Origin of the sequence: Arenibaculum pallidiluteum, assembly GCF_017355985.1 — a bacterium.
Taxonomy (GTDB): domain Bacteria; phylum Pseudomonadota; class Alphaproteobacteria; order Azospirillales; family Azospirillaceae; genus Arenibaculum; species Arenibaculum pallidiluteum.
Genome location: NZ_JAFIQU010000016.1, coordinates 1 through 26,435 on the forward strand (window position 1 = coordinate 1; position 26,435 = coordinate 26,435).

The 26,435-nt window shown below is 70.6% G+C and carries 28 protein-coding genes; 12 read left to right on the forward strand and 16 right to left on the reverse strand.

Annotated features, from left to right (window positions below; all coding sequences use genetic code 11):
• A partial coding sequence (locus JUB13_RS23890; RefSeq protein WP_207483435.1) for a TonB-dependent receptor plug domain-containing protein occupies window positions 1-1,816 on the forward strand: 1,816 nt, incomplete at its 5' end.
• Between the two features lie 75 nt (window positions 1,817-1,891).
• Here JUB13_RS23890 and JUB13_RS23895 read toward each other — a convergent pair.
• A complete protein-coding gene (locus tag JUB13_RS23895) occupies window positions 1,892-2,917 on the reverse strand; it encodes a Fe(3+) ABC transporter substrate-binding protein (RefSeq protein ID WP_207483437.1) in 1,026 nt (341 codons plus the stop codon).
• Between the two features lie 416 nt (window positions 2,918-3,333).
• On the opposite strand from JUB13_RS23895, the gene JUB13_RS23900 reads away from it, so the two are divergent.
• Entirely contained in the window at window positions 3,334-3,714 is a 381-nt protein-coding gene (locus tag JUB13_RS23900; RefSeq protein ID WP_207483439.1) for a hypothetical protein, read from the forward strand.
• A gap of 145 nt (window positions 3,715-3,859) precedes the next feature.
• On the opposite strand, the gene cobT is transcribed toward JUB13_RS23900, so the two are convergent.
• From cobT to JUB13_RS23920, 4 genes are all read right to left on the reverse strand, one after another.
• Window positions 3,860-5,746, reverse strand: coding sequence for a cobaltochelatase subunit CobT (cobT, locus tag JUB13_RS23905; RefSeq protein WP_207483441.1), 1,887 nt, complete (start codon window positions 5,744-5,746; stop codon window positions 3,860-3,862).
• 4 nt (window positions 5,747-5,750) lie between these two features.
• Window positions 5,751-6,752, reverse strand: coding sequence for a cobaltochelatase subunit CobS (gene cobS / locus JUB13_RS23910; protein ID WP_207483443.1), 1,002 nt, complete (start codon window positions 6,750-6,752; stop codon window positions 5,751-5,753).
• Between the two features lie 21 nt (window positions 6,753-6,773).
• Window positions 6,774-7,355, reverse strand: coding sequence for a J domain-containing protein (locus JUB13_RS23915; RefSeq protein WP_207483445.1), 582 nt, complete (start codon window positions 7,353-7,355; stop codon window positions 6,774-6,776).
• Between the two features lie 65 nt (window positions 7,356-7,420).
• Window positions 7,421-8,344, reverse strand: coding sequence for a DMT family transporter (locus JUB13_RS23920; RefSeq protein ID WP_236025183.1), 924 nt, complete (start codon window positions 8,342-8,344; stop codon window positions 7,421-7,423).
• An 88-nt stretch (window positions 8,345-8,432) separates the two neighbouring features.
• On the opposite strand from JUB13_RS23920, the gene JUB13_RS23925 reads away from it, so the two are divergent.
• Window positions 8,433-8,705, forward strand: coding sequence for a BolA family protein (locus tag JUB13_RS23925; RefSeq protein ID WP_207483449.1), 273 nt, complete (start codon window positions 8,433-8,435; stop codon window positions 8,703-8,705).
• Window positions 8,706-8,748: 43 nt separating this feature from the next.
• On the opposite strand, the gene JUB13_RS23930 is transcribed toward JUB13_RS23925, so the two are convergent.
• Window positions 8,749-8,949 carry a hypothetical protein gene (locus JUB13_RS23930; RefSeq protein WP_207483451.1) on the reverse strand — a complete coding sequence of 67 codons (201 nt, stop codon included), beginning with the start codon at window positions 8,947-8,949 and terminating at the stop codon, window positions 8,749-8,751.
• A 157-nt stretch (window positions 8,950-9,106) separates the two neighbouring features.
• On the opposite strand from JUB13_RS23930, the gene JUB13_RS23935 reads away from it, so the two are divergent.
• Complete coding sequence (locus JUB13_RS23935; protein ID WP_207483452.1) at window positions 9,107-9,550, forward strand: hypothetical protein; 444 nt, start codon at window positions 9,107-9,109, stop codon at window positions 9,548-9,550.
• A gap of 51 nt (window positions 9,551-9,601) precedes the next feature.
• Here JUB13_RS23935 and JUB13_RS23940 read toward each other — a convergent pair whose 3' ends face one another.
• Entirely contained in the window at window positions 9,602-10,747 is a 1,146-nt protein-coding gene (locus JUB13_RS23940) for an NAD(P)/FAD-dependent oxidoreductase (protein WP_207483454.1), read from the reverse strand.
• Window positions 10,748-10,961: 214 nt separating this feature from the next.
• On the opposite strand from JUB13_RS23940, the gene JUB13_RS23945 reads away from it, so the two are divergent.
• Both JUB13_RS23945 and JUB13_RS23950 read left to right on the forward strand, forming a co-directional pair.
• Window positions 10,962-11,288, forward strand: a complete 327-nt coding sequence (locus tag JUB13_RS23945) for an HPF/RaiA family ribosome-associated protein (RefSeq protein ID WP_207483456.1) — start codon at window positions 10,962-10,964, stop codon at window positions 11,286-11,288.
• Between the two features lie 63 nt (window positions 11,289-11,351).
• A complete protein-coding gene (locus tag JUB13_RS23950) occupies window positions 11,352-12,179 on the forward strand; it encodes a universal stress protein (RefSeq protein ID WP_207483458.1) in 828 nt (275 codons plus the stop codon).
• Between the two features lie 20 nt (window positions 12,180-12,199).
• On the opposite strand, the gene JUB13_RS23955 is transcribed toward JUB13_RS23950, so the two are convergent.
• From JUB13_RS23955 to JUB13_RS23965, 3 genes are all read right to left on the reverse strand, one after another.
• Window positions 12,200-13,987 (reverse strand): glycoside hydrolase family 15 protein, encoded by a 1,788-nt coding sequence (locus tag JUB13_RS23955; RefSeq protein WP_207483460.1) that lies wholly within the window; start codon window positions 13,985-13,987, stop codon window positions 12,200-12,202.
• A 93-nt stretch (window positions 13,988-14,080) separates the two neighbouring features.
• Complete coding sequence (locus tag JUB13_RS23960) at window positions 14,081-14,566, reverse strand: anthrone oxygenase family protein (RefSeq protein ID WP_207483462.1); 486 nt, start codon at window positions 14,564-14,566, stop codon at window positions 14,081-14,083.
• A 169-nt stretch (window positions 14,567-14,735) separates the two neighbouring features.
• Window positions 14,736-15,434, reverse strand: a complete 699-nt coding sequence (locus tag JUB13_RS23965; protein WP_207483464.1) for a B3/B4 domain-containing protein — start codon at window positions 15,432-15,434, stop codon at window positions 14,736-14,738.
• A 140-nt stretch (window positions 15,435-15,574) separates the two neighbouring features.
• Here JUB13_RS23965 and JUB13_RS23970 point away from each other — a divergent pair, with 140 nt between their 5' ends.
• On the forward strand, window positions 15,575-16,117 hold the full coding sequence (locus JUB13_RS23970) for a helix-turn-helix domain-containing protein (protein ID WP_207483466.1): 543 nt from the start codon (window positions 15,575-15,577) through the stop codon (window positions 16,115-16,117).
• 7 nt (window positions 16,118-16,124) lie between these two features.
• Here the strand turns inward: JUB13_RS23970 and JUB13_RS23975 are convergent, their stop codons facing one another.
• From JUB13_RS23975 to JUB13_RS23985, 3 genes are all read right to left on the reverse strand, one after another.
• Window positions 16,125-16,706: a DUF2889 domain-containing protein gene (locus JUB13_RS23975; RefSeq protein WP_207483468.1), complete on the reverse strand. Its 582-nt coding sequence runs from the start codon at window positions 16,704-16,706 to the stop codon at window positions 16,125-16,127.
• 111 nt (window positions 16,707-16,817) lie between these two features.
• Window positions 16,818-17,270: a CBS domain-containing protein gene (locus JUB13_RS23980; RefSeq protein WP_207483470.1), complete on the reverse strand. Its 453-nt coding sequence runs from the start codon at window positions 17,268-17,270 to the stop codon at window positions 16,818-16,820.
• 232 nt (window positions 17,271-17,502) lie between these two features.
• Entirely contained in the window at window positions 17,503-17,904 is a 402-nt protein-coding gene (locus tag JUB13_RS23985) for a rhodanese-like domain-containing protein (protein WP_207483472.1), read from the reverse strand.
• Between the two features lie 296 nt (window positions 17,905-18,200).
• Between JUB13_RS23985 and JUB13_RS23990 the strand changes: the two genes are divergently transcribed.
• From JUB13_RS23990 to JUB13_RS24000, 3 genes are all read left to right on the forward strand, one after another.
• Window positions 18,201-20,129: a PAS domain-containing protein gene (locus JUB13_RS23990; RefSeq protein WP_207483474.1), complete on the forward strand. Its 1,929-nt coding sequence runs from the start codon at window positions 18,201-18,203 to the stop codon at window positions 20,127-20,129.
• Complete coding sequence (locus JUB13_RS23995; RefSeq protein WP_207483476.1) at window positions 20,126-20,764, forward strand: response regulator transcription factor; 639 nt, start codon at window positions 20,126-20,128, stop codon at window positions 20,762-20,764. Before JUB13_RS23990 ends, JUB13_RS23995 begins: the two co-directional genes overlap by 4 nt.
• A 405-nt stretch (window positions 20,765-21,169) precedes the next feature.
• Complete coding sequence (locus tag JUB13_RS24000) at window positions 21,170-21,928, forward strand: hypothetical protein (RefSeq protein ID WP_207483478.1); 759 nt, start codon at window positions 21,170-21,172, stop codon at window positions 21,926-21,928.
• Window positions 21,929-21,935: 7 nt separating this feature from the next.
• Here the strand turns inward: JUB13_RS24000 and JUB13_RS24005 are convergent, their stop codons facing one another.
• Genes JUB13_RS24005 through JUB13_RS24015 form a run of 3 tightly spaced genes read right to left on the reverse strand, consistent with a single transcriptional unit; the run spans window position 21,936 to window position 24,400 of the window.
• Window positions 21,936-22,673 (reverse strand): sulfite exporter TauE/SafE family protein, encoded by a 738-nt coding sequence (locus JUB13_RS24005; RefSeq protein WP_207483479.1) that lies wholly within the window; start codon window positions 22,671-22,673, stop codon window positions 21,936-21,938.
• A gap of 1 nt (window position 22,674) precedes the next feature.
• A complete protein-coding gene (aroB, locus tag JUB13_RS24010) occupies window positions 22,675-23,793 on the reverse strand; it encodes a 3-dehydroquinate synthase (protein ID WP_207483481.1) in 1,119 nt (372 codons plus the stop codon).
• Window positions 23,794-23,803: 10 nt separating this feature from the next.
• Window positions 23,804-24,400, reverse strand: coding sequence for a shikimate kinase (locus JUB13_RS24015; RefSeq protein WP_407928168.1), 597 nt, complete (start codon window positions 24,398-24,400; stop codon window positions 23,804-23,806).
• Window positions 24,401-24,572: 172 nt separating this feature from the next.
• On the opposite strand from JUB13_RS24015, the gene JUB13_RS24020 reads away from it, so the two are divergent.
• Window positions 24,573-24,755: a hypothetical protein gene (locus JUB13_RS24020; protein WP_207483731.1), complete on the forward strand. Its 183-nt coding sequence runs from the start codon at window positions 24,573-24,575 to the stop codon at window positions 24,753-24,755.
• Complete coding sequence (locus JUB13_RS24025) at window positions 24,736-26,433, forward strand: hypothetical protein (protein WP_207483483.1); 1,698 nt, start codon at window positions 24,736-24,738, stop codon at window positions 26,431-26,433. Before JUB13_RS24020 ends, JUB13_RS24025 begins: the two co-directional genes overlap by 20 nt.
• The last annotated feature ends 2 nt before the right edge of the window (window positions 26,434-26,435 follow it).

Here is a 26,435-nt window from a genome sequence, read left to right on the forward strand (position 1 = left end):
CGCCAGCGACGCCCCGGTGAGCATGGAGATCATCTCCGCCGACGACATCCGCCGCACCGGCGCCACCAACATCCCCGACATCCTGCAGCAGGTGGTCGGCATGGACGTGCAGCGCTGGGGCGTTGGCGCGGCCGACGTGGCCGTGCGCGGCTACAATGCACCCTACAGCCCGCGCCTGCTGGTGCTGGTCAACGGCCGCCAGGTATATCTCGACCACTACGGCATGACGTCCTGGAACGTCATTCCCGTCGAACTCTCCGAAATCCGCCAGATCGAGGTCGTGAAGGGTCCGAACACCGCGCTGTTCGGCTTCAACGCGGTCGGCGGCGTCGTCAACATCATCACCTACAACCCGCTCTACGACGACGCCGACAACGTGACGGCGCGGATCGGGACCCAGGGCCATCGCGAGGTCTCGGGCGTGACGACCTTCAAGCTCGGCGAGAAGGTCGGCGTGCGGCTCTCAGCCGGCGGCTACAATGCCGACGAGTTCGATACCGACCGTTCCGCCGCGGAGCGTGCCCGCTGGATCGACCCGTCCCGCCGCTCCGCCGCGGCCAACGTCCTGGCCCAGGTGACGCCCGACTCGCAGCTCGGTGTCGAGCTGACCAAGAGCGACGTCGAGCAGTCGGAGGTGATCCCCGTCGCGCTGGCCACGACGCCGGCGGAATACGACACCTGGTCGGGGAAGGCGACCTACACCGTCAACACCGGCCTGGGCCTCGTCGAGGGCACGGTCTACCGGAACCAGGCGAACGTTAAGCTGTCGGGGCTCTTCGAACTCGACAACACGGTGACGGTCGCCAAGGTGCAGGACCTCTTCAAGGTCGGCACCGACCACAGCTTCCGCGTCTCCGGCGAGTTCCGGCGCAACGAGCTCGGCATCGAGGGCCAGCGGGCCGAGGTCTCCTACGACGTCTACTCGGTCGGCGGCATGTGGGACTGGGCCGTCACGGAGAAGCTGAGCCTCGTCAACGCCGTCCGCCTCGATCATCTCGTGCTGGGCCGCACCGGGCCCTTCGCGACGGCCGCTGCGCCCTACACAAACGACGATTACGACCGCACTGTCACCGAGCCCAGCCTGAACAGCGGCGTCGTCTTCAAGGCGACGGACAAGGACACGTTCCGCGTGACCTTCGCCCGTGGCGTCCAGGTCCCGAGCCTGCTCGAATACGGTTTGCAGCAGTCCAGGGTCGTCTACGGCAATCCCGACATCTCCCCGACCATCGTCACCAACTACGAGCTCGGCTACGAGCGCGCGGTTGCCGAGATCAATGGTTCCGTGAAGACCTCGGTCTACTACCAGACCAACGACGAGGTGAAGGCGCGCCTGCGCGCTGGATTTGCGAATGGCGCGCTGTACCAGACCTTCGACAACGTCGGAGACTCCTCCGCGATTGGCTTCGAGGCCTCGGCCAAGGGCAAGCTCGACGCCAACTGGGGCTGGAATGTCGGCTATGCCTTCGAATCCGTGAAGGATGATCTCGTCGCGGGCGCGCCGCTCAACTTCGAGGACGCCACGCCCCGCCACAAGGTCAATGCAGGCCTCGGCTACACCCGGGGCGCCTGGGAGGCCAACGTGAACGGCACCTACGTGTCGTCCACCGACATGCTGCGCAACCTCAACAACGGGCTCGGCGTCCGTTCCTACGATGTGCCGTCCTATGCGCTGGTGTCGGCCCGCGTCGGATACGAGTTGAACCCCGGCACTGTCGTGGCGCTCTCGGCCTTCGACCTGCTCCAGGACGAGCAGCGCCTGAACGCCGGGCCCGCCGAGGAGCGGCGGGTCTATCTCTCGCTCTCGTCGAGCTTCTGATCCCTTCGGAAGTCCGAAATGTGAAGGGGGGGCGCGCCCGGTCGGGCGCGCCCCCCTCTGTATCAAGCGCCGCCCTTACTTCCAGCCGGCGCGGTCCGTGATCTTCAGCGCCTCGGCGTTGTTGCGGCCGTAGATGCTGGCGTTCAGCTGGTCCTCCTTGAACTCGCCCCAGGAAGCGATGGTCGCGTCGGCCTCGACGCCCTTGACCACGGGATATTCGAAGCTGCGGCCCGCGAACATCTTCTGAGCCTCGGGGCTGACGAGGTACTCGATGAACTTGATCGCGTTCTCGCGGTTGGGCGCGGACTTGGCGACGCCGGCGCCGCTGATGTTCACGTGTGTCCCGCGATCGCCCTGGTTCGGGAACACGACGCCGAGCTTCTGGCCCAGCGCCTTCTCCTCGGGCTTGCTCGAGTTCAGGAGCCGCGCGAGGTAGTAGGTGTTGGAGACGGCAACGTCCCCTTCGCCGGCCGCCACCGCCTTGATCTGGTCGGTGTCGCCGCCCTGCGGCGGGCGCGCCAGGTTGGCGACGATGCCGCGGGCCCAGTCCTCGGTCTTCTTCTCGCCATGTGCAGCGAGCATCGAGCCGACCAGCGACTGGTTGTAGACGTTGGTCGAGGAGCGGATCAGCAGGCGGCCCTTCCACTTGGGATCGGCCAGGCCCTCGTAGCTCGTGATCTCGGACGGCTGCACCTTGTCCTTGTTGTAGATGATCACGCGCGCCCGCTTGGCGACGCCGGTCCAATAACCCTCCGGGTCGCGCAGGTGTGCCGGAACCTTCTCTTCGATCACGGCGGACTTCGTAGGCTGCAGAAGGCCCGCGTCCCGGGCGCGCCACAGGCGCCCGGCATCCACCGTGATCAGGACATCGGCAGGGCTGTTGGCGCCCTCGTTCCGCATGCGCTCGATCAGCTGGTCCTCGCCGCCCTCGATCAGGTTCACCTTGATGCCCGTATTCCTGGCGAAGGTGTCGTAAAGGGCGCGGTCCGTGTCATAATGCCGCGCAGAATAGACATTCACCTCGGCCGCAGAGGCGACGGAGGCCAGACCACCGACGGTGAGGCCTAGCAAGGCGGCCAATCCGCGAGCGCGCAGGGACATGTGATCCTCCGATGTAGCATTGAGAAGCGTTCTTAGGCGCGGCGACTATCAAAGCGCCCCTGAACCGTGTCAAGGATGATTGAGAACCGTTCGCATTCGCTGCGTGCTTCATTCCGGGTGCGAACCGGCCTTGGAGGGTGCCCGTGCAACACCTGCAAGAAATCGCGTCAATGTTTCTTGACCTGTTGCGCAGGGGGTTGGTCGCCTCGGAAGAAGTAGTGTATATGAACCGGACGGGGTATGGCTTCCGGTCGATAACCAAGGGAAAAACTGGGATGCGCTGGCTGAAGATCCTCATTGTGTTGGCGGGTGCGGCCCTTACCTCGGCTGCCGCGGCGCAGGGAAACCAGTTTGGGATCGACACCTCGGATTTTGGGCCTGAGGGTGTCTGGAACAACTACTGCGAAGTCGATCGGATGACCGACGTCGCTTCGTGCAGGCTCTATATCTACCGCCTGTACGAGAACGGCCGCGAGGTCGAGTACATGTCCCTAAGCATCATTCCCATGGGACAGGGCTTCGCCGTGTTCCTGTCGACCTCCGAGGGGCTGCTCGAAAGCTGTGCCGTGCGTGTGGACCGGCAGAACCGGATCGAGACGCGGATGGCCTCCATCAACATGTGCGTCTTCTCCGACGCCACGGGCAACCAGCTCGTCGAGCAGTTCAAGAGCGGCTCGTCCATGCTGGTGCGCGCGAACTACCTGCGCAACGGCCGCCGCGACGTGGACTTCACGCTGAGCGGCTTCTCCCGGAACTTCGAGGAGATGCAGCGCGCCATGCAGGTGGCGCGCCGCTGAATACGTCGGGCGGGCCCCGCGCGGGCGGTTCGGCTTACCAGATCTTCGCGCCCAGGCGCGGATGGCGAAAAAGGAACGGGCGCCCGGTTGCGGGCGCCCGTTTCTCGTTTCCGGCACTCCTTGCTCGGCCGTGCGTGCTTCGGGTTCAGCGCCGCGCTGCGCGCCTGCCGTGGGCGGGGGCCGCGCCGCGGCGCGGATCCTCGTCGAAGAGTTCGGCCAGCTTCTCCATCATGGTGCCGCCAAGCTGCTCGGCGTCCACCAGGGTGACGGCCCTGCGATAATAGCGGGTGACGTCGTGCCCGATGCCGATGGCCACCAGCTCCACCGGCGACCGCGTCTCGATCCATTCGATCACGGCGCGCAGATGCCGCTCCAGGTAGTTGCCGGCATTCACCGACAGCGTCGAGTCATCGACCGGCGCGCCGTCCGAGATCACCATCAGGATCCGCCGCTGCTCCGGCCGCGCCAGAAGCCGGTTGTGAGCCCACAGCAGCGCCTCGCCGTCGATGTTCTCCTTCAGGATGCCTTCGCGCAGCATCAGGCCGAGGTTCCGGCGGGCGCGCCGCCAGGGCTCGTCCGCGGCCTTGTAGACGATGTGGCGGAGGTCGTTCAGCCGGCCGGGGTTGGGGGGCTTGCCGGCGGCAATCCAGCGCTCCCGCGACTGCCCGCCCTTCCAGGCCCGCGTCGTGAAGCCCAGCACCTCTACCTTCACGCCGCAGCGTTCCAGCGTGCGCGCCAGGATGTCGGCGCTCATGGCGGCGATCGTGATGGGGCGCCCGCGCATGGAGCCCGAATTGTCGATCAGCAGCGAGACGACGGTGTCCCGGAAGTCCGTCTCCTTCTCGCGCTTGAAGGACAGCGGCAGGATCGGGTTCGCGACGACCCGGGCCAGCCGGGCGGAATCCAGCAGGCCTTCCTCCAGGTCGAACTCCCAGGCGCGGGTCTGCTTCGCCAGCAGCCGGCGCTGCAGCCGGTTCGCCAGCTTCGAGATCACGCCCTGCAGGTGGCGGAGCTGCTGGTCCAGCAGCATGCGCAGCCGCGTCAGCTCGTCGGCATCGCAGAGCGCGTCCGCGTCCACGACCTCGTCCAGCTCGGTGGTATAGGCCTTGTACCCGGCCTCGTCGGGCTCGTTGCGGCGCCGCGCGTCGCGCCAGGGGCGGCTCTGGCCCGCGGGGTCCTCGGACCCTTCGCCGTCCATGGGCTCGCCGTCCATGTCCTCGGCGCCGGCCTCCATGCCCTCCTGGGCGTCGCCCTCCTGGCTGTCGTCCCGGGACACGGTCTCGGTGCGGCTGCCCTCGTCCTCGGCCTCGCCGCGGATCTGCCCCTCGTTGGGCTCGTCCTCGGCCTCGGCGTCGTCGCGCTGCTCGTCCTCCTCGCTGGGCTCCGGCTCGGGGTCGGCGCCCACCTCCATGTCAAGGCGCGCCAGCAGGCGTCGGACCTCGCGCGCATAGGCCTCCTGGTCGCCGGCCAGCCGGGACAGGGACTGCAGGTCGCGCCCGAGCTTCTGCTCGATCCAGGGCCGCCAGAGATCGACCGCGAACCGGGCCGAGACCGGGGGCGGGTTGCCGGTCAGCGCCTCGCGGGCAAGCAGGCGCATGGCCTCGGCCAGGGGCGCCTCGTCCCGGTTGGTGACCTTGTCGAGCCCCTGGCGCCGGTAGCGGTCGTCCAGGGCTGCATCCAGGTTGGCCGCGACGCCGGCCATGGCGCGCGCGCCGAGCGCCTCGCAGCGCGCCTGCTCCAGCGCCTCGAAGGCGGCGCGGGCCGTGTCCCCGGACGGCATCAGGTGGCTATGCACGTCGCCGTCGTGGTGGCGCAGGCGCAGCGCCACGGCATCGGCCGCCCCGCGCAGCGCCGCGACATCGCGCGGGTTCAGGTCGCGCGCCGGCACCGGCACGCGCACGCGCGATCCCAGCAGGCCGGGCGGGTCGTTGCTGAAGGCGACCTGCACCTCCGGCCGCTCGGCCATCGCACGGACCGCGGCGGCCGTCGACCGCTTGAAGATCTCGACCGGGCTCTCTCCTTCGGCCGCCATGGCGTCAGGCCAGGTTGGCGCGCACGCCGCTCTCGGGCAGTTCGGTGCCGAAGCAGCGCTGGTAGTATTCGGCAATGGTCGGCCGTTCGACCTCGTCGCACTTGTTCAGGAACGTCGTCCGGAAGGCGAAGGGCACGTCGTCCCCGAAGATCCGGGCGTTCTCGGCCCAGGTGATCACGGTCCGCGGCGACATGACGGTCGAGATGTCGCCGTTCATGAAGCCGGCGCGGGTCAGGTCGGCGAGCTGCACCATGGCCGAGATGGTCCGGCGGCCCTGGTCGCTCTCGTAGCCCTCGACCTTGGCGAGGACGATCTTCACCTCCTCGTCATGCGGGAGGTAGTTCAGCGTCGCCACGATGTTCCAGCGGTCCATCTGGCCCTGGTTGATCTGCTGCGTGCCGTGATAGAGGCCGGTGGTGTCGCCCAGGCCCACCGTGTTGGCGGTGGCGAAGAGCCGGAAGCTCGGATGGGGCCGGATCACCTTGTTCTGGTCGAGCAGCGTCAGCTTGCCCTCGACCTCGAGGACGCGCTGGATCACGAACATCACGTCGGGGCGGCCGGCGTCGTACTCGTCGAAGACGATGGCGCAGGGGTTCTGGAGCGCCCAGGGAAGGATGCCCTCGCGGTACTCAGTCACCTGCATGCCGTCGCGCAGGACGATGGCATCCTTGCCGATCAGGTCGATGCGGCTGATGTGGCTGTCGAGGTTGACGCGGATGCAGGGCCAGTTCAGCCGGGCCGCGACCTGCTCGATATGCGTCGACTTGCCCGTGCCGTGGTAGCCCTGGACCATGACGCGGCGGTTGTAGGCGAAGCCCGCCAGGATCGCCAGCGTGGTGTCGCGGTCGAAGCGGTAGGCATCGTCCGTCTCGGGCACGTGCTGCGAGGCCTCGCTGAAGGCCGGGACCTGCATGTCGCTATCGATGCCGAAAGCCTGGCGCACCGAGACCTTGATGTCCGGCACCGCGGAGGAGGGCATGCTGGGGATGGTCTTTTCGGAAGCCATGAGCTCTTCGGTCTTTCGGATCTATGCGCCGTAGCTGGTCTTCAGCGTCGTATAGGCAAGGTTGATCTGCTTCAAGCGTTCTTCGGCCTCCCGGGCGCCGCCGTTGGCGTCGGGATGGTGCCGCTTCACCAGCTCGCGGTACCGGGCCTTGATCTGCTCGAATGTGACGGGCGGGACCAGGGCGAGGGTGGCCAGCGCTTCCTGCTCCGCCGTCCGCATGGACGGGCGGCGCGGCGGCGCGTCCTCCTCGTCCTCTTCGCGGCCGGTCCGGAAGCCGTACTGGCGCTGGCGCATGGCCTCCTCACGGAGCGCGCGCTCCCGCGCCTGCCAGCTTCCCATGGGCCATGTGGGGCGCTGCCAGGTGGTGTCAAGCCGGACGTGCCGCTCGATCTGGTCGGCGCTCATGCCGGCGTAGTAGTCCCAGGCCTTGTTGTACTCCCGTACGTGGTCCAGGCAGAACCAGAAATAGTCGTTCAGCTTGTCCCGCGCCTTGGGTGCCCTGTACTCGCCGGCGGCCGCGCAGCCGTTCGCATCGCAGCAGCGCGGTGCGGGCGGCGGCTCGGGCGCGTAACGCGGGGAATAGGGATGGCGGCCTCGTTGCATCGCCGAAGTATGGTGAGCGCCGCAGACCCTGGCAAGAACCCCCGACGGGCAAGGCTGGAATGCCGTCAGGACGCTTGTCGCGGCCGCCTGTCCGCCCCTGCCAGCACCCACAATCCGGCCCCGATCAGGGCCAGTCCCGCGAGGTTGGTTGCGGAGACCGGCTCGCCCAGCAGAAGCACCGAAAACAGCACGCCCGCGACCGGCACGCCCAGCATCGCCAGCGAGGTCGTGATCGCCGGCAGCGCGCGGTTCACGCTGACCACGGCCCAGAAGCAGAAGGCGCTGGCGAGCGGGCCGTTGTACGCGACCACCGCCAGCAGCCGTCCGGTCAGCTCGATGGGCCGGTCGTGCTCGAAGAGCACGGCGAGCGGGACCAGCATCGCGGACGCGACGGCGAACTGCCATGGCGCGAGGTCCAGCGGCGAGCCGTGCCAACGGTGATTTTTGACCTGGATGATCTGCACGGCCCAGGCCAGCGCGGCGGCCATCAGCAGCCCGTTCCCCAGCAGGACGTCGGGATCGCGCCAGTCGAAGGCCAGCGGGTTGAACATCACCGCGACCCCCGCCATTCCGAGGGCGAAGCCGGCGAGCCGCGCTCCGCTCAGCCGCTCGCCCAGGAGCAGCGCCGCGGCAGGTACGACCCAGATCGGCGTCGTATAGGCCAGGATCGAGGAGCGTCCGGCCGGGACGAACCCCAGGCCGATGTTCACGAACAGCAGGTACAGGCCCATCTGGAACAGCCCGACCGAGACCACGATCGGCCAGTCCGGCCGCGATGGAAGGCGCAGGCGCCCGCGCCAGGCGGCCAGCGCGAACAGGCAAAGGGCGCCGAGGACCATGCGCGTCGCGGCGAAGCTGATCGGGCCGATATCGCGCAGCGCCAGCTTCATGACGGGCCAGTTGAAGCCCCAGACGAGCACCACCAGCACCAGCAGAATGGCGGCCGTGCGGTGGTTGACGGGGGTGGGCTCGGGGGCGGGTGCGTACAAGGGCGGCTCGTCTTGACAGGGGGGCGGGACGATACCACCCTGCGCCGCGCCCGCGCATCCCGGGGGCGCCGCATTCCAGGAGTGTGCCATGGACGTCGCCAACCGCATCCGCGCGAAGCTGACCGAGGCGCTGGCGCCCGTCCGCCTCGAGATCGTGGACGACAGCCACCGCCACAAGGGGCATGCCGGGCATGACCCCAGGGGCGAGAGCCATTTCAGCGTGACCGTCGTTTCCGAGGCATTCCGCGGCAAGAGCCGGGTCGAGCGCCACCGCCAGGTGAACGCGCTGCTGGCCGAGGAGCTGCGCGAGCGCGTCCATGCCCTGGCGCTGCGGACCCTGACTCCCGACGAGGCGGCCTAGCCGCCCCGGATTCCCGGGGCGGCCCCTCCCAGGGGCGGCCTTTTCAGGGATTGGGGTCGCCGCGCCCGTCATCCAGGCCCGGCTTCGGCGCCTCGACGCCCTGATTGGCGGGACGGTCGGGGTTCTCGGCCTGTCCGCTCTGGCCGATCCCGCCGCCCTGGGGCATCTCGGCATCCGAGCCGGGCGGCGTGTCGCCCTGGTGCTGGCCGATGACGACGTCGTCGCGCTTGCGCTGGTTGACCATGCCGGCTCCTCCGGTTCGGGGCGTGCGGCGGCCGGGCGGCCGCCAGGGTCTGCACCCAACATCCCCGCCAGAGCGTTGGTTCCTATGGGCGGTGCGCGCCGGCGGAGGCGCTCCGCCGCCACGAAGGCATGCCGTGCATCCGCCGGGGGAGAAGGCAATGGAGCGGTCGTCGCTGGCGCGCGTCCTCGCCGCGCTGGCTATGCCGGCGCTGCTCGCCACGGGCTGCGCGGATCCCGACCAGGAGCTCGCGGTGGCGGCGCAGGCGGCGCTGGTCGGGACGCCAAAATCGTCCCTGATCGGCTGTGCGGGAGTACCGGACCGCTCGGCATCCGCCGGCGGCAAGGAGTTCCTGACCTACAGCCGGCGCGGGCTCGAATCCGTCCCGCGGGGCCAGACCGTGATGGTCGACGGCTACGACCGCAAGGGCAGGCACGTGGTCCGGCCGCGGCAGGTCACTGTCTTCGATCTGCGGGAACGCGCCTGCGAGGCGACCTTCACCCTCGGCGAGCGCGGGGTCGAGCAGGTGGTCTACGGCGAGGGGGCCAGCCCCGCGCAGTGCGCCGCGGTCGTTCGTGCCTGCATGGCTCCTGCCGCGCCGTGACGCGGGGCGGCCCGCCAGGCCCGATGGCGCAGGACCCCAGGCTGCCCGGCCTCAGGGTGCCCGGCCGGCCGGCGTGCCCTTGAAGCGCGCGGGGTCCAGGGCGCGGGCCAAGGCCGCCTCTGCCGCGTCGAGCGGCTCGCCCCTGAGCAGGGCGGCCGCCATGGCCGAGATGGCGGGTGAGGTCTGCAGGCCGTAGCCGCCCTGACCGGCCAGCCAGAAAAAGCCGGGCGCGGCTGGATCGAAGCCGACGACCGGGTTCCTGTCCGCCGCGAAGGTGCGCAGCCCGGCCCAGGCCGCCCTCGGCCGCGCAGGGGGCACCGTGGTGGCCGCATGGAAGCGGTCGAGCGCCATGGCCACGTCCATGTCGTCGGGCCAGGCGTCGCAGGGCTCGCTCGGCGTCTCCTCCGCAAGGCTCACCAGCATGCCCCCGGCATCGGGCCTGAAGTAGAAGCTGCCGTCGACCGGCCCCACGAAGGGCATGCGCGCCGTACGCGCGGCCAGGTCCGCGGGCAGCGGGATCGTCATGGCGGTGCGCTTCAGCGGCTGCAGCCCATAGGCGGGCAGGCCCGCCAGGGCGCCGACCGCGCCGGCCCAGGCGCCGGCCGCGTTCACCAGCACGGAGGCGGAAACGCTCCGCCCTCCGGCCTCGACTGTCCAGCCGCCGCCATCGTGGCGGATGTCCGCGAGCCGCGCTCCCGTCTCGATCCGAACGCCGCCCCGCCGCGCCATCCTGGCAAAGCCCTGGAGGAGGGCAGCGGCCTCGATGTCGCGGGCATTGGGCTCCAGGAAGCCCGCGGCGACACGCTCGGGACGCATCACCGGGCACAGGGCCAGGATTTCCTCGCGGTCCAGCCATCCCACCTCGCAGGTGCGCCGGGCCAGCTCGTATTCGGAGCGCAGGGTCTCCAGATCCGCCTCGCCCCCGTAGGTCAGGCTCCCGCGCGGCTGCACCAGCGGGGTCTCGGAGAAGCCCTCGGGCGGCGATTCGAAGAAGCTGCGCCCGCGGGTGGTCAGGGCGCGGATCTCGGGCGAACCGTAGGCCTCGACGAAGGCGGCGGCCGACCGGCCGGTGGCATGGGTCCCGAGATGGTCCTCCATCTCCAGGACCAGCACGTCGCGGCTTCCCGCCAGGCGGGCAGCGAGGCTGATGCCGGCGATGCCGCCCCCGACGATCAGGACATCCGCGCGCTCGGTCATGTGTGTTTCGCGTCCTTCGTCGCAACTGGCCGGTGGGATGCCTGCGATCATCGCCGTCGGGCGCGGTGCGTCAACCACGCAGCGGCAGGGGGCAGGGGGAAGGCGGCGGGCCAGGGTAGGCCGCGGCACCATTTTTCGGGGGTTTGAGCCAAGTCAAGGCCACCCCCTCCCGCGAGGTCTACAGCTTGGGGGCGACCGAAATTTGGAGCATGCGATGAACCTCGATATCTCGTTCCACAACCTGGATCCGTCCGAAGCCGTGAAGGAACGCGTCCGCGAGGGTGCCTCCAAGCTGCAGGCGCTGTTCCCGCGCCTGACCGGCTGCCAGGTCGTGCTCGAGGGCCTGCACCAGCTCAACGACCACGTTCACGGCCACCGCGTGCGCATCCGGATGACCGTCCCGGGGCAGGAGCTCGTCGTCAGCAAGGAGCCCGATGGCGGCCACAACGGCCCCGCCGGCGAGAACGACATGTACCACCTGCTGCACAAGGCCTTCGACGCGGCGCAGCGGCGCCTGCGGGACTTCAAGGAAACCCACTGAACCCGGCGCCGGGGCGGGCTGCGGAAATCCGCGCCCGCCCGGCTTGCCCATCGGAGCCATGAGATGAAGAAGATCCTGGTCCCCCTGCTCGGGCGGCAGTCCGACCGCCGGGCCGTCGCGGCGGGCTTCGCCGCGGCACGGCGCTTCGGCGCCCATGTCCAGGGGCTGGCCGTCGCCAACCCGGCCGGCATGCATGCCGACATCGAGGGCGGCATGCCGGCGTCGCTGGTCGAGACGCTGCGTCGGGTCCAGCGCGAGGAGTGGCGGCGCAGCATCGACGAGGCGCGCGCGCTGTTCGACGGGATCTCGGCCAACAGCCCGGCCCTTTCCGTGGGCTGGACCGAGGCCGTCGGCTCCACTGCCGAGATCGTGACCGAGGAGGGCCGTCTGGCCGACCTCCTGGTCTTCGCCCAGTCGACCGAGCCCAGCGAGGTCGTGCAGGAGATCGTCGAAAGCGCGCTCTTCGGCTCGGGCCGCGCCGTTCTGATGGCGTCCGGCGCCGTCCCCGGGACGATCGGGGCAAAGGTCGCGGTCGCCTGGGACGGCGGCTCCTCGGCCTCGCGCGCGGTCTGCGTGGCCATGCCCATCCTGCGCCAGGCCGAATCGGTCGACATCATATGCGTCGATCCCGTCGGCTCCAGCCGGTCGGCCTCTCCCGGCCTGCTGGCCGAGTACCTGGCGCTCCACGGCATCCAATCCACGGCGGTCCACACGGCAGCGGCGTCGCGCCCGATCAGCCGGGCTCTGACCGACACCGCCGTAGACCACGGCTGCGACCTCCTCGTCATGGGCGCCTACGGCCACAGCCGCCTGCGCGAGCTCGTGCTGGGGGGCGTCACCCGCGACCTGCTGGGCGCGACCCCGGACCTGCCCGTGCTGATGGCCCACTGACGGCCCGCCCAGCGCGTAGCCTAGCCTGCCCGCTCCCCGGCGGGGCCGAGGGAGCGGGTCAGGTTCAGCGCCGTGTTCACCAGCGCCACGTGGCTGAAGGCCTGCGGGAAGTTCCCGAGCTGCCGGCCCAGCGCGGTGTCGTACTCCTCGGCCAGCAGGCCCACGTCGTTGGACAGGCCGACCAATCTTTCCATCAGGGCCCTGGCCTCGGCTGTCCGGCCCTGCAGCACGTAGTTGTCGGCGAGCCAGAAGGAGCAGGCGAGGAATGCGCCCTCGCCCGGGGGCAGGCCATCGTCGGTCTCCCCCGTGTCGTAGCGCCGGACCAGCCCGTCCCGCAGCAGGCGGCTTTCCACCGCGCGGACCGTGCCGCGGATCCGGGGATCCTCGGGCGGCAGGAACCCCACCAGCGGCAGCAGCAGAAGGCTGGCGTCCACGTGCCGCGAGCCGAAGGCCTGGACGAAAGTGCCTCCCTCGGCATCAAAGCCGCGGCTGCAGACTTCGGCGTGGATCTCGTCGCGGACCCCGCGCCAGCGCTCGATCAGCTCCGCGTTGTCGTGCATCTCGGCGCCACGGATGGCCCGGTCGAAGGCGACCCAGGCCATGACCTTGGAATGCACGAAGTGCTGGGAGCCGCCCCGGACTTCCCAGATGCCCGCGTCGGGTTCGCGCCAGATCCCTTCCAGATGGGCCATGAGCACCCGGGCCACCGCCCATCCCTCCTCGCTCGCCGGCATGCCGTGCGTGAGGCTCTGGAGCATCGCGTCCGCGACCTCGCCGTGGACGTCGATCTGCACCTGTCCTGCCGCGCCATTCCCGATTCGTACCGGCTGGCTTCCCTCGTAGCCGGGAAGCCAGTGGGCCTCCCACTCGGGCAGCAGGCGCTCGCCGCCGACGCCGTACATGATCTGCATCTGGTCCGGCGCTCCAGCCACGGTGCGCATCAGCCAGTCGCGCCAGGTCCGCGCCTCCTCGTGGAAGCCGGCATCCATCAGGGCCAGCAGCGTGAAGGTGCTGTCGCGGAGCCAGCAGTACCGATAGTCCCAGTTGCGCGCCCCCCCGAGCTGCTCGGGCAGCGAGGTCGTGACCGCCGCGACGATGCCTCCGGTGGGCGCGTGCGTCAGCGCCTTGAGCGTGATCAGCGATCGGCGCACGGCGGGCGCCCAGCGGCCCCGATAGGTGCACCGGTCGATCCAGCCCTTCCAGAAGGTCCTGGTTTCGGCAAGGGCGGCCTCGGGATCCACCGGTGCGGGCGGCGGTCCGTGCGAGGCGCCGTAGGTCAGCACGAAGGGCACGGACTGGCCCGCAGCGACCTCGAATGTGCCGACGGTGCGCAGGTCCCAGCCCTGGAGCCGGACCGGCGTGCGGAGCGTCACCCGGTTCGGTCCCGCGATCGCCACGAGGTCCTCTCCCTCGTGCGTGACCCAGGGGACCGTCAGCCCGTAGTCGAAGCGCAGCGTGATCTCGGTGTGCATGGTGACGCGGCCCTGCACGCCGCGGACGATGCGCACCAGATCCGAGTTCCGGCCCCGAACGGGCATGAAGTCCTGGATGAGGACGGCGCCTTCCGCGGTCTCGAACCGCGTCTCGAGGATCAGCGTGTCGTCGTGATAGCGCCGGGAGACGCGGGCGCTGGGATCCGCCGGCGCCAGCAGCCATCGGCCGTGCTCTGGCCCCCCGAGCAGGGCTGCGAAGCAGGCGCCGCTGTCGAAGCGTGGCCAGCACAGCCAATCGATGGACCCGTCGCGCCCGACAAGCGCCGCGGTCTCGCAGTCCCCCAGCAGGGCATAGTCTTCGATCCTCAGGGGCATGCGGTCTCCGCCGGATGAAGCGCTCCGTCCAGCTTCATCGCCCAGCAGGCCTTTGGAAAGGCCGGCGTGCCTGATGGCGCGCAAGTCCCTGGGTCATGGCGTGGAGAGCGCGATCGCCAGGATGAAGAGCGCGCAGGCCACGGTGCAGGAAACCGTGCGCACGTGGTTCCACGCCGTCCACTCCCTGAGATAGCGCTGCCAGAGCGGCCCCGCACCGGCGGGATCGCCGGATGCGAGCGCGTTGTTCAGGGGCACGTTGAAGGCAATCGTGACGGCGAACATGCCCAGCGCGTGGATCAGGCCGCCGGCGAGCATCGCGGGGGCGCCGGCCTCGTCCCAGGTGAAGGCCGCCGTGGCGGCCAGCACGAGACCCGCCAGCGTCGTTCCGTAGAACAGGGGCAGGAAGGACGAGTGCAGGATCGCCGTGTTTATGGCGTTCATGGCCGCCATGCCGTGGCCGGATTCGATGCGCCCCAGCGCCGTCATGATGAAGGCGGAGAAGGCGAAGTATAGGCCGCCCAGGAGCCCGCAGCCGATGGCGCAGAACCAGAGCAGGGCCGTGACCAGGAGCCAGGGCATGCTCATGCCCTCCATGGGTGGCCGGCGCTGATGGCCGGGATGGAACGCTTTGCCATGGGATTCCTCCCCGCTGAGGATGCGAGATGTTCTCGCGTTTGCCGGACGCGATAAACCGTCGTATCGGGGGAGGGCGGGCGATGACCGCCGTCCGGCAGGCGGCCGGGTGCCCTTATGGCCGCGGGACCTGGATCAACCCCTGCACGATGCTGGCACCGGGCGACATGCGGGACAGGCCGGAGGCGAGCTGCTCGCCGGCTGCCAGCAGGGCATCGATCGGCATCGGCGCCAGCCGTTCGAGGACGAACCAGGCGTCGGTGGTGGACGGGCCGATCCGCGTGCGCACGCCCTGGCGCCAGTTCCAGCGCCGGCAGGTGACGCCGCGATCGTCGCGCCAGACGACCTCGCCGGGATCGGGCCGCTCGATCGCCGGCGCACCATCCCTGACCGTGTCGAAGGGTTCCGTGCCGTCGGCGCGGACGAGGCGCGGCACCCCGGCATAGGCCGTCAGATCCTCGCCGCCCACGGGGATCGCGAAATCCAGGCTGACGGCATTGTAGAGGTCGACCACAGCGCCGGCCGAAGGGATTGCCCCGTCCCGCTCGGCCCTGCGCCGCAGCGCCTCGGCCGAGCAGGGGGTGCGCTGCGGCTTCGCACCGAAGGCGCGGTACGCCTCGCGCCAAGCCTCCAGATGGCCGTCGGCCCAGGCATGCCCGGCCGCACGGTCCCGGACCGCCCGTTCAAGCGCCTCGCGGACCCAGCCCGCCTCTCCGGGATCGGCAAGGCCGCGCGCCGTGATGCTGAGCGCGGCGAAGTCCGGGCGTAGCGCCCAGATTGCGGCATCGACCTGCGGGTTCGTACCTTCCTGCATCAGTGACCTCCATTGACCGCTGCGGTAGGATATACCGACCGACTGACCGAAAGGTCAATATATCGACCGACGCAGTGTGGTGATCCGTGAGCAGTCAGGTTGAGGCCGTCAGCGCCGCCGTTTCGCGAAATATCCATGCATTGCGTCTGAAGCGGCGCCTATCGCTGGACGAGCTGTCCCGGCGGTCGGGGGTCAGCAAGGGCATGCTGGTCGAGATCGAGAAGGGCGGCGCCAATCCGAGCATCGCGACCCTTTGCAAGGTCGCGGTTCCCCTCGGCGTCTCGGTGGCCGAGCTGGTCGAGGTCGGCGAGGGGGCGGCGGGCCGGGTCGTTTCGCCCGAGGAGGCGGCGGTCCTGTGGCGCGGGCCGCAGGGCGGGTCGGCCACGCTTCTGGCCGGAACCTCGGGGACCGAGATGATCGAGCTGTGGTCCTGGGTCCTGCATCCCGGCGAGCGCCACGACAGCCCGGCCCATCCGCGCGGCACGGTCGAGCTGATCCATGTGACCGAGGGGTGCCTTGCGGTCGAGCTGGAGGGACGTCCCCTCGAGGTCGGGACCGGGGCCTCGGCGCTGCTGCGGACGGACCGCGACCATGCCTATGCCGCCCTGGGGGAGGGCCAGGTGCGCTTCGTCATGGCCGTGGCGGAGTGGAACGCGCCGGCATCCGGTGCTCCGGGCGCCTGACGCCGCGTCAGCCCGGCTGCCGGTCGCCCGTGTAGAAGGCCGGCCAATGGCGGCGGGCGAGCTCGCCGTCGCTGCTGAAGGCGTGGCAGGTATTCAGCAGCCGCGGCCGGCGCTCGGGGTCTCCGCCATCGCCCTCGACGCGGCGGCTCCGTTCCCGGGCTCGCACCGGATAGATCGTCTGGAAGGCGGTGGTGGCGACCGGGCCCAGCAGCTCCACCAGATGGGTGCAGCCCTCGACGCCCCCCAGCCGCTCCTTCACCGCGCGGGTCCAGCCCGGGCCGATGCGAAGCCCGACGAGGCGCTGGAAGCTCGGCGCGATGACGGGGCAGATCGCGGGATAGGGGCTCGCCTCGGTCACGGCCTCGACCGCCCTGACCTCCAGGGAGTCGTCCAGCGTCAGGCGGATCCACATGTCGTGCAGCGGTTCGCCCGGGATGATGGTGCCGCGTGCCTCGTTCTCGAAGGCATAGGCCTTCACATCGGTGATGTGGCCCTCGATGTCCCACAGCCCGTCGGACCGCCGGAAGCCGCGGCACACCACGGTGCGCGTGTGCATCGGCTCTCGGTCGGCCGGGGAGGAAAGCGGCATGGCGCGGTGGACCCTTGCGGTGACGTCCTCCTACTGATGGTGCCGCGCCCCGCGCCGGTCAAGGCGCGGCCGCCTGCCGCCCCCGCATTCAGGGTTCCCGCGCCGTAGGGCTCACGCCATCAGGCCGTAGCCGCCGCCGTGGATGAAGGTGTCGCGTCCCAGGATGTCCGCCTCGAGCTGGTCCTGGACCGCCGCATAGAGGTCGCGGATGGAGACGATCCCGACCACCCGTCCGTTCGCGACAACAGGCAGGTGCCGGTAGTTCCGCGTCCGCATCAAGTCCAGCGCGTCACTTGCCCTGGCGTCGGGCGGCAGCGTGTCCGGGTTGCGCGTCATGACCTCGTCGATGCGGGTGCTTGCGGGGTCGCGGCGCCGGGCGATGACCCGGGTAAGCACGTCGCGCTCGGTGAAGATCCCGACGAGGCTCGATCCCTCGACGATCAGGACGGCGCCGATGCGCCGGCGCGCCATTTCGTCGACGGCTTCCAGGACGGTCGAGTCCACGGAAAAGGTGATGATCTGCTGATCTCGGATGAGGTCGGGAATCAGCTTGCGTTGCGGCATCTTGGACTGCCTCCCCAGCAGGTATTACTTGGCCCAGGACACGATGATCCCGGCCGGCGGTTTCTTCTTTTCCATAAGTGTTGCAGCGCCGGGAGTTCCGGTCAAGACGCCTTGTTGCGCGTGCTGGTCAATTTCCTTTCCGCTGGGCAGCGGCGGACATGCGCAATCATGCCCGCGCGCGCCGCGGCGGGGTGGCGTGGGGGCAAGCGCCTTGGCTGCTGACGCGCCGGGATCAGGTCCGCTCGACGGCGCCGCCGCTCTCGATCCAATCCTTGAAGCCGCCGAGATTGCGCACGTCCCGGTAGCCGAGCTCCTGGAGCGTGCGGCCCGCCAGGGCCGACCGCCCGCCCGAGGCGCAATAGACCAGGACGGTCCTGTCGCGGTCGAAGGCGGGATCATGGTACGGCGAGTCCGGATCGGCGCGGAATTCCAGCATGCCGCGCGGCACGTGTACCGCCCCCGCGACCTTTCCGCCGGCCTGCAGCTCCGGCGTGTCGCGCACGTCGACGACGAGCGCGCTCCCGCTCTCGATCAGTTCCGCCGCCTCTCCGGGTGCGATCCGTGGCACCGCCGCGTTGGCGGCCGCGACCATCTCCTTCACCGATGTCGGCATCTCGACCTCCTCCCGCGCCATGGGAGTCTCGAGCGTGCGCCCGGCACAATGGCCGGTCAACTCCGCCGGGTGGGGCCGGGCTCTCCGTTCGCGCGCGCCGCGGCTACGGCGCAGCCGAGCCCAGAGCCTCCCAAATCCGCTTCGGATATGTTTCTATACAAACAATCTCGCGCCGGCTTCGCGGATCGCTGTAAACCTGAAGGCGGGGATGGATCGTGGCCGCGATCCAAGTGGGTCCGGGCCGGGACGCCTCCGGTTCGCCAGGAGCGCCGTCCCCGTGAGGTCGAGCTTGCGCGCTACGAAGGAGCGCCCGTGCGATGAGCATCTCCTCTGTGGTCGAGGATGGCGGAACGGACGCTCCAGGTCGTGGCGTGGGGCACGAGGCGCGCCTGATCGTGAACAGCATGCCCGGCCTTGGATGGTCCGCCGATCCATCGGGCCGCTTCGTCCATTTCGGCCTTCGGGCGCGGGAATACGCCGGGATTCCCGCAGATGCCGATGGCATCGGGGGAGAGGACGGCTTCGGCTGGACGCATCTCCTTCACCCCGACGATGTCGACCGGGCGACGGGGGCCTGGCTCCGCTGCGTCGACAGCGGCGATCCCTTCGAGACCGAATTTCGGATCCGCCGCTGCGACGGCAGCCATCGCTGGTTCCGGGCCTCCGCCCAGGCCGCATGCGACGGCCAGGGCCGGACGACGGGATGGTACGGCACGATGATCGACATCGAGGAGCAGCGGCAGGTCCAAGAGGCGTTGGGGAGAAGCGAACGGCAGCTCAGGCTGCTGGTCGATACAATCCCCGCGCTGGCCTGGTCGACGACGTCGGATGGGGAGGTCTCCTACGCCAGCAGGCGCATGCTGGACTATCTCGGACTTTCCGGCGAGGAGCCGTTCCCAATGCCGGTCGACGCGATGCATCCAGACGACGTGCCCGCCTTCAGGCGTGCCTGGGCGGCCGCGGCCGAAGCGGGAAGTCCCCTTGCATTCACCTGCCGCCTTCGGCGCGGGGACGGCGACTACCGGTGGCACGAAGGGCGGGCGGAGCCGGTACGGGATCAGTCCGGCCGCGTGATCCAGTGGTGCGGCGTGAACATCGATGTCGACGAGCGGCAGAAGGTCGAGGAGGCCTTGCGGACCAGCGCGCAGCAGCTTCGCCTGCTCATCGAAACGATTCCGGCCCTGGTCTGGTGCGTGACGCCCGAGGGGGAGCCGTCCTATCTCAGCAAGCAGCTCATGGGCCTGACCCAGGCCGAACTCGAGAGCCCCGACGGCACTTGGCTCGGCGGGGCGATCCAGGCCTTCGTCCATCCCGACGACGCCCCCGCGCTGCGCGAGAGCCTGATGCATTCCTTCCGCACGGGCGATCCCTTCAGGATGAAGTACCGGCATCGCCGGTCGGACGGCATATACAGGTGGGTCGAGGGGCGCGCGCTCGCGCTGCGCGCCGGCGATGGCCGCATCGTCCAGTGGTACGGCGTGCTGGTCGACATCGACGACGAGACGCGGGGGCAGGAGGAGCTTCGCCGCGCCCAGGACAGGCTCGCGCGCGCATCGCAGCTCACCAGCCTCGCCGAGCTGTCCGCCTCCATTGCGCACGAGATCAACCAGCCGCTGGCCGCCGTGGTCACCACCAGCCATGCCTGCCAGCACTGGCTGTCGGCCGACCCGCCCAATATCCCGCGTGCGCTGGCAGCTTCGGAGCGAATCATCCGCGATGCCAACGGGGCGGCGGCGGTCGTCAATCGGATCCGGGCGCTGTTCCAGCGGTCCGAGGCGGCGCGGCAGCCCGCCGACATGAACGAGGTCATCGCCGAAGTATGCCAATTGCTGCGCGGCGAGCTGGCGGCGAGGAACGTCCGGGTCGAGACCGACCTGGAACGGAACCTGCCCCCGGCCCTTGTCGACCGTGTCCAGATGCAGCAGGTCCTCGTGAACCTGATCAGGAACGGGATCGATGCTGTCGCGTCGCCGGACGGCGCATCCAGGCCGCTGTCCCTCCGGTCGCGCCGGGACGATGCCGGCCGCATCGTGATCGAGGTCAGGGACGAAGGCGCCGGGGTCCTGGACACCGAGCGGATCTTCGAGCCCTTCTTCACGACCAGGGAGTTCGGGATGGGCATGGGGCTGACGATTGCCCGCAGGATCGTCGAGGCGCATGACGGACGGCTGTGGGCCGCGCCGAACCAGCCGGCCGGCGCCGTCTTCACCTTCGCCATTCCGGCCGAGGAGGGCGAACCTCCATGAACCCGCCGGATCATCTGGTCCTCATCGTCGACGACGACGAGCGCATATGCCAGGCGCTGACCGACCTTCTGGAATCGCAGGGGCTGAGCGCCGTCGCCTTCAGGTCGGCGGGCGGCTATCTCGCTTATGCGCGGCCCGACGTGCCTGCCTGCCTGATCCTCGACGTGCAGCTTCCTGACATCAACGGGCTGGAATTCCAGAGGCAGATCTCCGAGGGAGACCATCCGCCCGTCGTCTTCGTCACGGGGCATGGCGACATCCCGTCCTCGGTGCGCGCCATAAAGCGCGGCGCGGTCGATTTCCTGACCAAGCCGTTCAGGGGTCCGGAGCTGATCGAGGCGATCCATGCGGCGCTCGCGCAGGACCGGCGCCTGCGGCAGGAGAAGGCCGAGCTGGAGGAGCTGCGGCAGCGCCTTTGCCGCCTGACCCCGCGGGAACGCGAAGTCCTGCCGCTGATGGTGAGCGGCCTGCTCAACAAGCAGGCCGCCGCGGAGCTCGGCATCAGCGAGATCACCTTCCAGGTTCACCGCGGCAAGGTCATGCAGAAGATGGAGGCCGCTTCGCTGGCCGACCTCGTGCGCATGGCCGAGCGGCTGCGGATCCCCGTGACGCATTCGCGGCGCAAGGCGTCCTGAGATGCCGGCACAACGTGCCCCCGGCTGCGGCCGGCCATGCGGGCGAAGGCGGGGCGGCAACGCCCGCCTTCCTAATAGAAAGCCATAATAGCCGTCCCGCGCCGCCACGAATAACCTTGGATGCAATGGGTGAACTGGGGGATTCTCGCCATCTGGCCCGAAGCGTCCCGGCGCGAGGCGCCCCGAAGCGAGAACCTGAAGAGGATCGACGTGCCCGTGCTCGTGGCCCCTGGCGAGAATGAACGGCCCGCGGCTATCGCCGAGCCGGGTCTGCGCCGGGCGGCAATCATCCCGACGTCCCGCGAGCGGCAGCCCTATCGGGATTGTCCCACCTGCGCCAGGGCATGGGCGGGGCCGCCGTCGTGGCCTCGGGAAGCCGGGCCGGAAGCTCCGCCGGAGGGGCGCATGTGGATGCATTCATACGTGGAGGTGTCGGAGAGTTCGATGGGTGAGCTGCTGGACGAGGTCATTGCGGCTCATGGCGGGCTTGCCCGGTGGAATGCGTTCTCGACGGTCCGCGCGCGGATCGTCGCGGGTGGGGATCTCTGGAGGCTCAAGGGGATTGTGGAGGATGGCGCGCCGCAGGAGGCCGTCGTGGCGCTGCACGAGGCGCGGGCGTCGGTCGCCCCCTTCGGGGCTCCCTATCAGCGGACCGCCTTCTCCCCGGGCCGCATTGCCATCGAGACCACGGACGGCGAGGTGGTGGCGGAGCGTCTGAGACCCCGCATGTCCTTCGAGGGAAACGAGCTGACGACGCGCTGGGATCCGCTGCAGCGCGCCTACTTCAACAGCTACGCCCTGTGGACCGGCCTGACCACGCCGTTCCTGCTCGGCATGCCGGGCGTGGAGACGCGGGAGATCGAGCCCTGGACCGAGGGCACAGAGGTCTGGCGCCGACTTCGTGCGTGGTTCCCCCTGGGGATCGCCACCCACAGCGAGGTCCAGGATTTCTATTTCGGCCCGGATCTCATGCTGCGGCGGCATGACTATGCCGTGGCCGTGGCCGGCGGGCTCGCGGCAGCCGAGTTCGTCCACGGCTATGTGGATGTCCAGGGCCTGCGCCTGCCGGCAAAGCTGCGCGCCTACCAGCGCGATTTCGACGACCGGCCGGTCATGGACCGGCTGTTGGCCTCGATCGACCTCAGCGACATCCGGTACGCCTGACGCCGCCTCAGAGGAAGGCGGCGGCACCCGTCAGCAGCAGAAGCACGACGGCCATGAGCCGGTAGTGGCGGTCGCCCGTGCGGCGGAAGACCCACTCGCCGCCCCAGCCGGACAGCACGATCGCCGGCGTCAGTACGGCGGTCCAGGCCAGGACGCGGCCGTCGATCAGCCCGGCGGCCGCATAGAGCGCCACGCCCATGGCGGCCAGCCCGTTGAAGAAGGTCATCAGCGTCGCGCGGGCGGTGATGGCCGGCAGGCGGCAGGCCAGCAGGTAGAGCACCACCGGCGGCCCCGGCAGGCCGATCGCGCCGCCGGCCAAGCCGCAGGCCGCACCGACTCCGAGCGTCCGGGGCGTCGTCGCCCGGACCTGCCAGCGGCGCGCGCAGGCCAGCGCCAGGCTCGACGCGATCACGAAGACGCCGACCACGCGGGTCAGCACGCCCGCGGGAACCGCCAGAAGAAGCCAGGCGCCGAAGGGCTGGGCCACGACCGCTGCAGCGCCCAGGCGCAGCATCATGCGCCGGTCGGCCTCCCGCAGCGCGCGGGGCATCTGGGGCAGGCTGCCCAGCAGCACGGAAAGGGTGGCGGCCGGCACCGCCTCGGCCGGCGGCGCGATCAGCAGCAGCAGCGGCACCATCACCAGGCCGGCGCCGAAGCCAGAAAGCCCCCGAACCAGCCCGGCGACGCAGCCGATCAGCGCCGCCGAGAGGATCTGCGGCAGCAGGAGCGTCGCAATGGCGCCCATCTCAGCCCTGGGCCGCCACCGCTTCGGCCAGGACGGCCCGCGCCTCGGCCGGGTCCACGTCCCTGGCCACGAAGCTCTTCCCGATCCCGCGCGCGAGGATGAAGGTCAGCCGGCCATCCTGCACCTTCTTGTCGTGGGCCATGTGGCCCATCAGCCGGTCGGCGTTCCACTGCACGCCGGGAATGCGCGGCAGCGCGGTCGGCAGGCCCGTGGCGTCCAGGTGACGCAGCAGCCGCTCCAGCTCCTCGGGCGGGCAAAGGCCCAGCTTGACCGACAGGCGCATGGCGAGGCACATGCCGATCGCCACCGCCTCCCCATGCAGCAGGTCGCCGCCGTAGCCGCATTCCGCCTCGAGCGCGTGGCCGAAGGTGTGGCCGAGGTTCAGCAGCGCGCGCTCCGCCGATTCGCGCTCGTCGGCGCCGACGATCCGTGCCTTGGCGGCGCAGCTCGCCCGCACGGCCTCCCGGCGGGCTGCCTCGTCCCCGCCGAGCACGGCCGCTCCCTGGCGCTCGAGCCAGGAGAAGAAGCCGGCATCGTCGATGACGCCGTACTTCACGACCTCGGCATAGCCCGCCCGCAGCTCGCGCGCGGGCAGCGTCGCCAGCGCGCCCGTATCCGCCAGCACCAGGCGCGGCTGGTGGAAGGCGCCGATCAGGTTCTTGCCGTGCCGGCTGTTGATGCCGGTCTTGCCGCCGACGGAACTGTCGACCTGGGCCAGCAGCGTCGTCGGCACCTGGATGAAGTCGAGGCCGCGCAGGGCAGTCGCTGCGGCGAAGCCGACTAGGTCGCCGATCACCCCGCCGCCCAGGGCCACGAGGACGGTGGACCGTTCGATGCCGCGCCCGAGCAGGACGTCCAGCAGCCCCTCGAGCCGGGCGAAATCCTTGGTCTTCTCGCCGGGCGGCAGGACGATCGGCTCGCCGGGCCTGAAGCCCGCCGCGTGCAGGCTCTCCGTCAGCGGGTCGAGATGGCGCGGGGCGACGTTCTCGTCGGTGACGATCTCGATCCGCCGGCTCTTCACGGCCTGGCCGACCAGCGGCCCGGCGCCGGCGATCAGGCCGGACCCGATCAGGATGTCGTAGCTGCGCGCCCCCAGCGGAACGCGGACGGTCTCGGTCATGGGGCGGGCCTCAGCTGCTGCGCGTCTCGAGGTGCCGGGCGATGGCGTCCAGAACCTTCTCGACGGTCTTCTCGGGTGGGACGTCCTCGCTCTCGACGGTCAGGTCCGCCTCGGCGTAGACGGGATAGCGCAGCGCGATCAGCCGGGCCAGCGTCTCGCGCGGATCGCCCTTGTTCAGGAGCGGCCGGTTCGTTCGCCGTGCGGTACGCCGCGCCAGCACGTCCAGGTCGGCCTTGAGCCAGACCGAGATCCCTTGGCTGCGCACCAGCCCGCGGGTGTCCGGGTCCATGAAGGCGCCGCCGCCGGTGGCGAGCACGTGCACGGGCTCCTCCTGGAGCAGCCGCGCGATCACCTTGCGCTCGCCGGCCCGGAACTCGGCTTCGCCGAAGCGCGCGAATATCTCCTCGATCGTGCAGCCGGCCGCGGATTCGATCTCGGTGTCGGCGTCTCGGAACGGCAGCCCCAGCCGCGCCGCCAGGCGCTTGCCGACGCTCGTCTTGCCGGCGCCCATCAGGCCCACAAGCACGATGGTGCGCGGCGCGGGGATCGGGAGCGGAGCGCCGGGAGCCGGTCCGGCGCCCGATGGGGCGGGTGTGGAAGAGGTCACGTTGCGCGCACGATGAAGAGGCCGGCGGTGGGGACGCCGGTGCAGGGCCGGCCTTCCTGGCACCCGTCGGCCCGGGCAGGGCAGATCCCCGCACGAACCAGATGCCCCGGAAAGGTCATGGTGCTAATTAACACAGTCCGTCCTCCTTGTCCCGAACCGACCAGGCATTCCCGTGGCCCGTTCACGCAGCTCCATGTCCGCCTCGGGCGGCTTCGCCGGCCGTCTTCTCCTGATCCTCCTGATCCTCGTCCTGCTGGCGCTGGTCGGGGCCGGGGCCTTCCTGGCCACATGGGACATTCCGGCACCATCGGCGGGGACCGAGAAGACGATCCCCGATGACCGGTTCCCGCGCTAGGCGCCTCGGCACCGGCGCCGCGGCGCTTCTCGCCGCGCTCCTGGTCGCATCGGCCGCCCGGGCCCAGCAGCCTGCCGCGGGATCCCCGCCGGATGCCGCCGCGGCCGAGCCGCCGGCCCCTGGGGCGCCCCAGGGGCCGCCGCTGCGCCTCGGCCTGAGGGCCGCGCCGGCCCTCGCGCCAACCGCGCCCGCAATGCCCGGCGCGGCTGCCACGCCCGACGCACGCGCGACGCAGGACGTCGCAGGCCGGCTGATCGCGCGCCTGCCCGGCGGCACCCCGTCACCGACCCTGCGGGCACTTGCGGCGCGCGCCCTCGCGGCTGCGGACCTGCCGGCCGCGACCATGCCGGCGCGCGTCCGAGCCCTGACGGCACTTGGCCTGCCGGACGAGGCGCTGATCCTCGCGCGCGGGGCCGGTCCGCATGCCGATCTGGGTGCCGGACGGCGTGACGCGGCCCTGCTCGCAGGCCGGATCGACGAGGCCTGCGCACCGCCACCCGAGGCCGCATCGGCCGTGCCGGAACTCGTGCTCCTGTGCCAGGTGCAGGCCGGCCGTCCCGAGGCGGCCGAGGTCACCCTCGCGCTGCTGCGCGAGCAGGGCGCCGACCCCGCCTTCCTGAAACTGGCCGAGGCCGCCACCGGCGGCCCCTCCGATCCCGTCGACAGCCTGCCCGGGGCCGATCCCGTGCGCCTGGTCCTGCTGGCCGCGGCGAAGCTTCCGGTTCCCGCGGATGCCGAGGCCGGGGCCGATGCCGGCCGCCTGGGCGCGATCGCGCGGGATACCGCCGCCCCGCCCGCGCTGCGCGCCGCGCGGGCCGAGCGAGCGGCCCGGCTTGGCGCGCTGCACGCCGAGGGACTCGCCCGGACCTATCGTTCCCTGCCGCCCGGCCCGCCGCCCGACGATTTGCCCGCGGGGGCCTCCGATGCCGCCCGCCGCGCCGTGGCCTTCCAGGCCGCCACCGGGGCATCGGGGCCCGAGATCGCCGAGCTGGTCGCCGGAGCGCTGGACAGCCTCGACCCCGTGGACCTGCCCGGCGCGGTCGGCGAGGCCTGGGCGGGGATCCTGCCGGATCCGGAACCCCGGCACGCCCCCCTCGCGGCGGCGGCCGCGCGCCTGCGCCTCGCGCGCGGAGAGATCGATGGGGCGGCGCCATGGCTCGACCTTCTCGGCCGTCACGACCCAAAGGCGGCGGCCCGCCTGTGGCCGCTGGGCATGATCGCAGAGGCGACGCCGCTCGCCGGGGCGGAGATCGGGCTTTCCGCCTGGCTCGACGGCGCCTCCGGGACGGCGCGCGGGCGCCGTCAGGCGGGCGCGCTGCTGGCGCTGTTCGAGGCGCTCGGCGAGACCGTGCCCGAAGGGGCCTGGGCCGCCGTGCTTGACGAAGGCCCCGGAAGCGCGGGCGGGCGAGAGGCCGGGACCGAGGCCGGGATCGGAATCGAGATGGCACCGGTGCCGCCCGCCGGCCTGCTGCACCGGCTGCGTGCCGCGGCGCTGGCAGGGGACCGCGATGGCACGGCCCTGGCGGCCCTGGCGGTGCTCGGGGATGCGGCGCCCGGGCGGGTTCCGGCGGCCGTCCTCGCCCCCGTGATCCAGGCGATGCGCAACGCCGGAGCCGGGACGGAGGCGCGGGCGCTGGCCCGCGAGGCCGCCGCCGTTCTCGTCGGCATGGAGGATTGAGC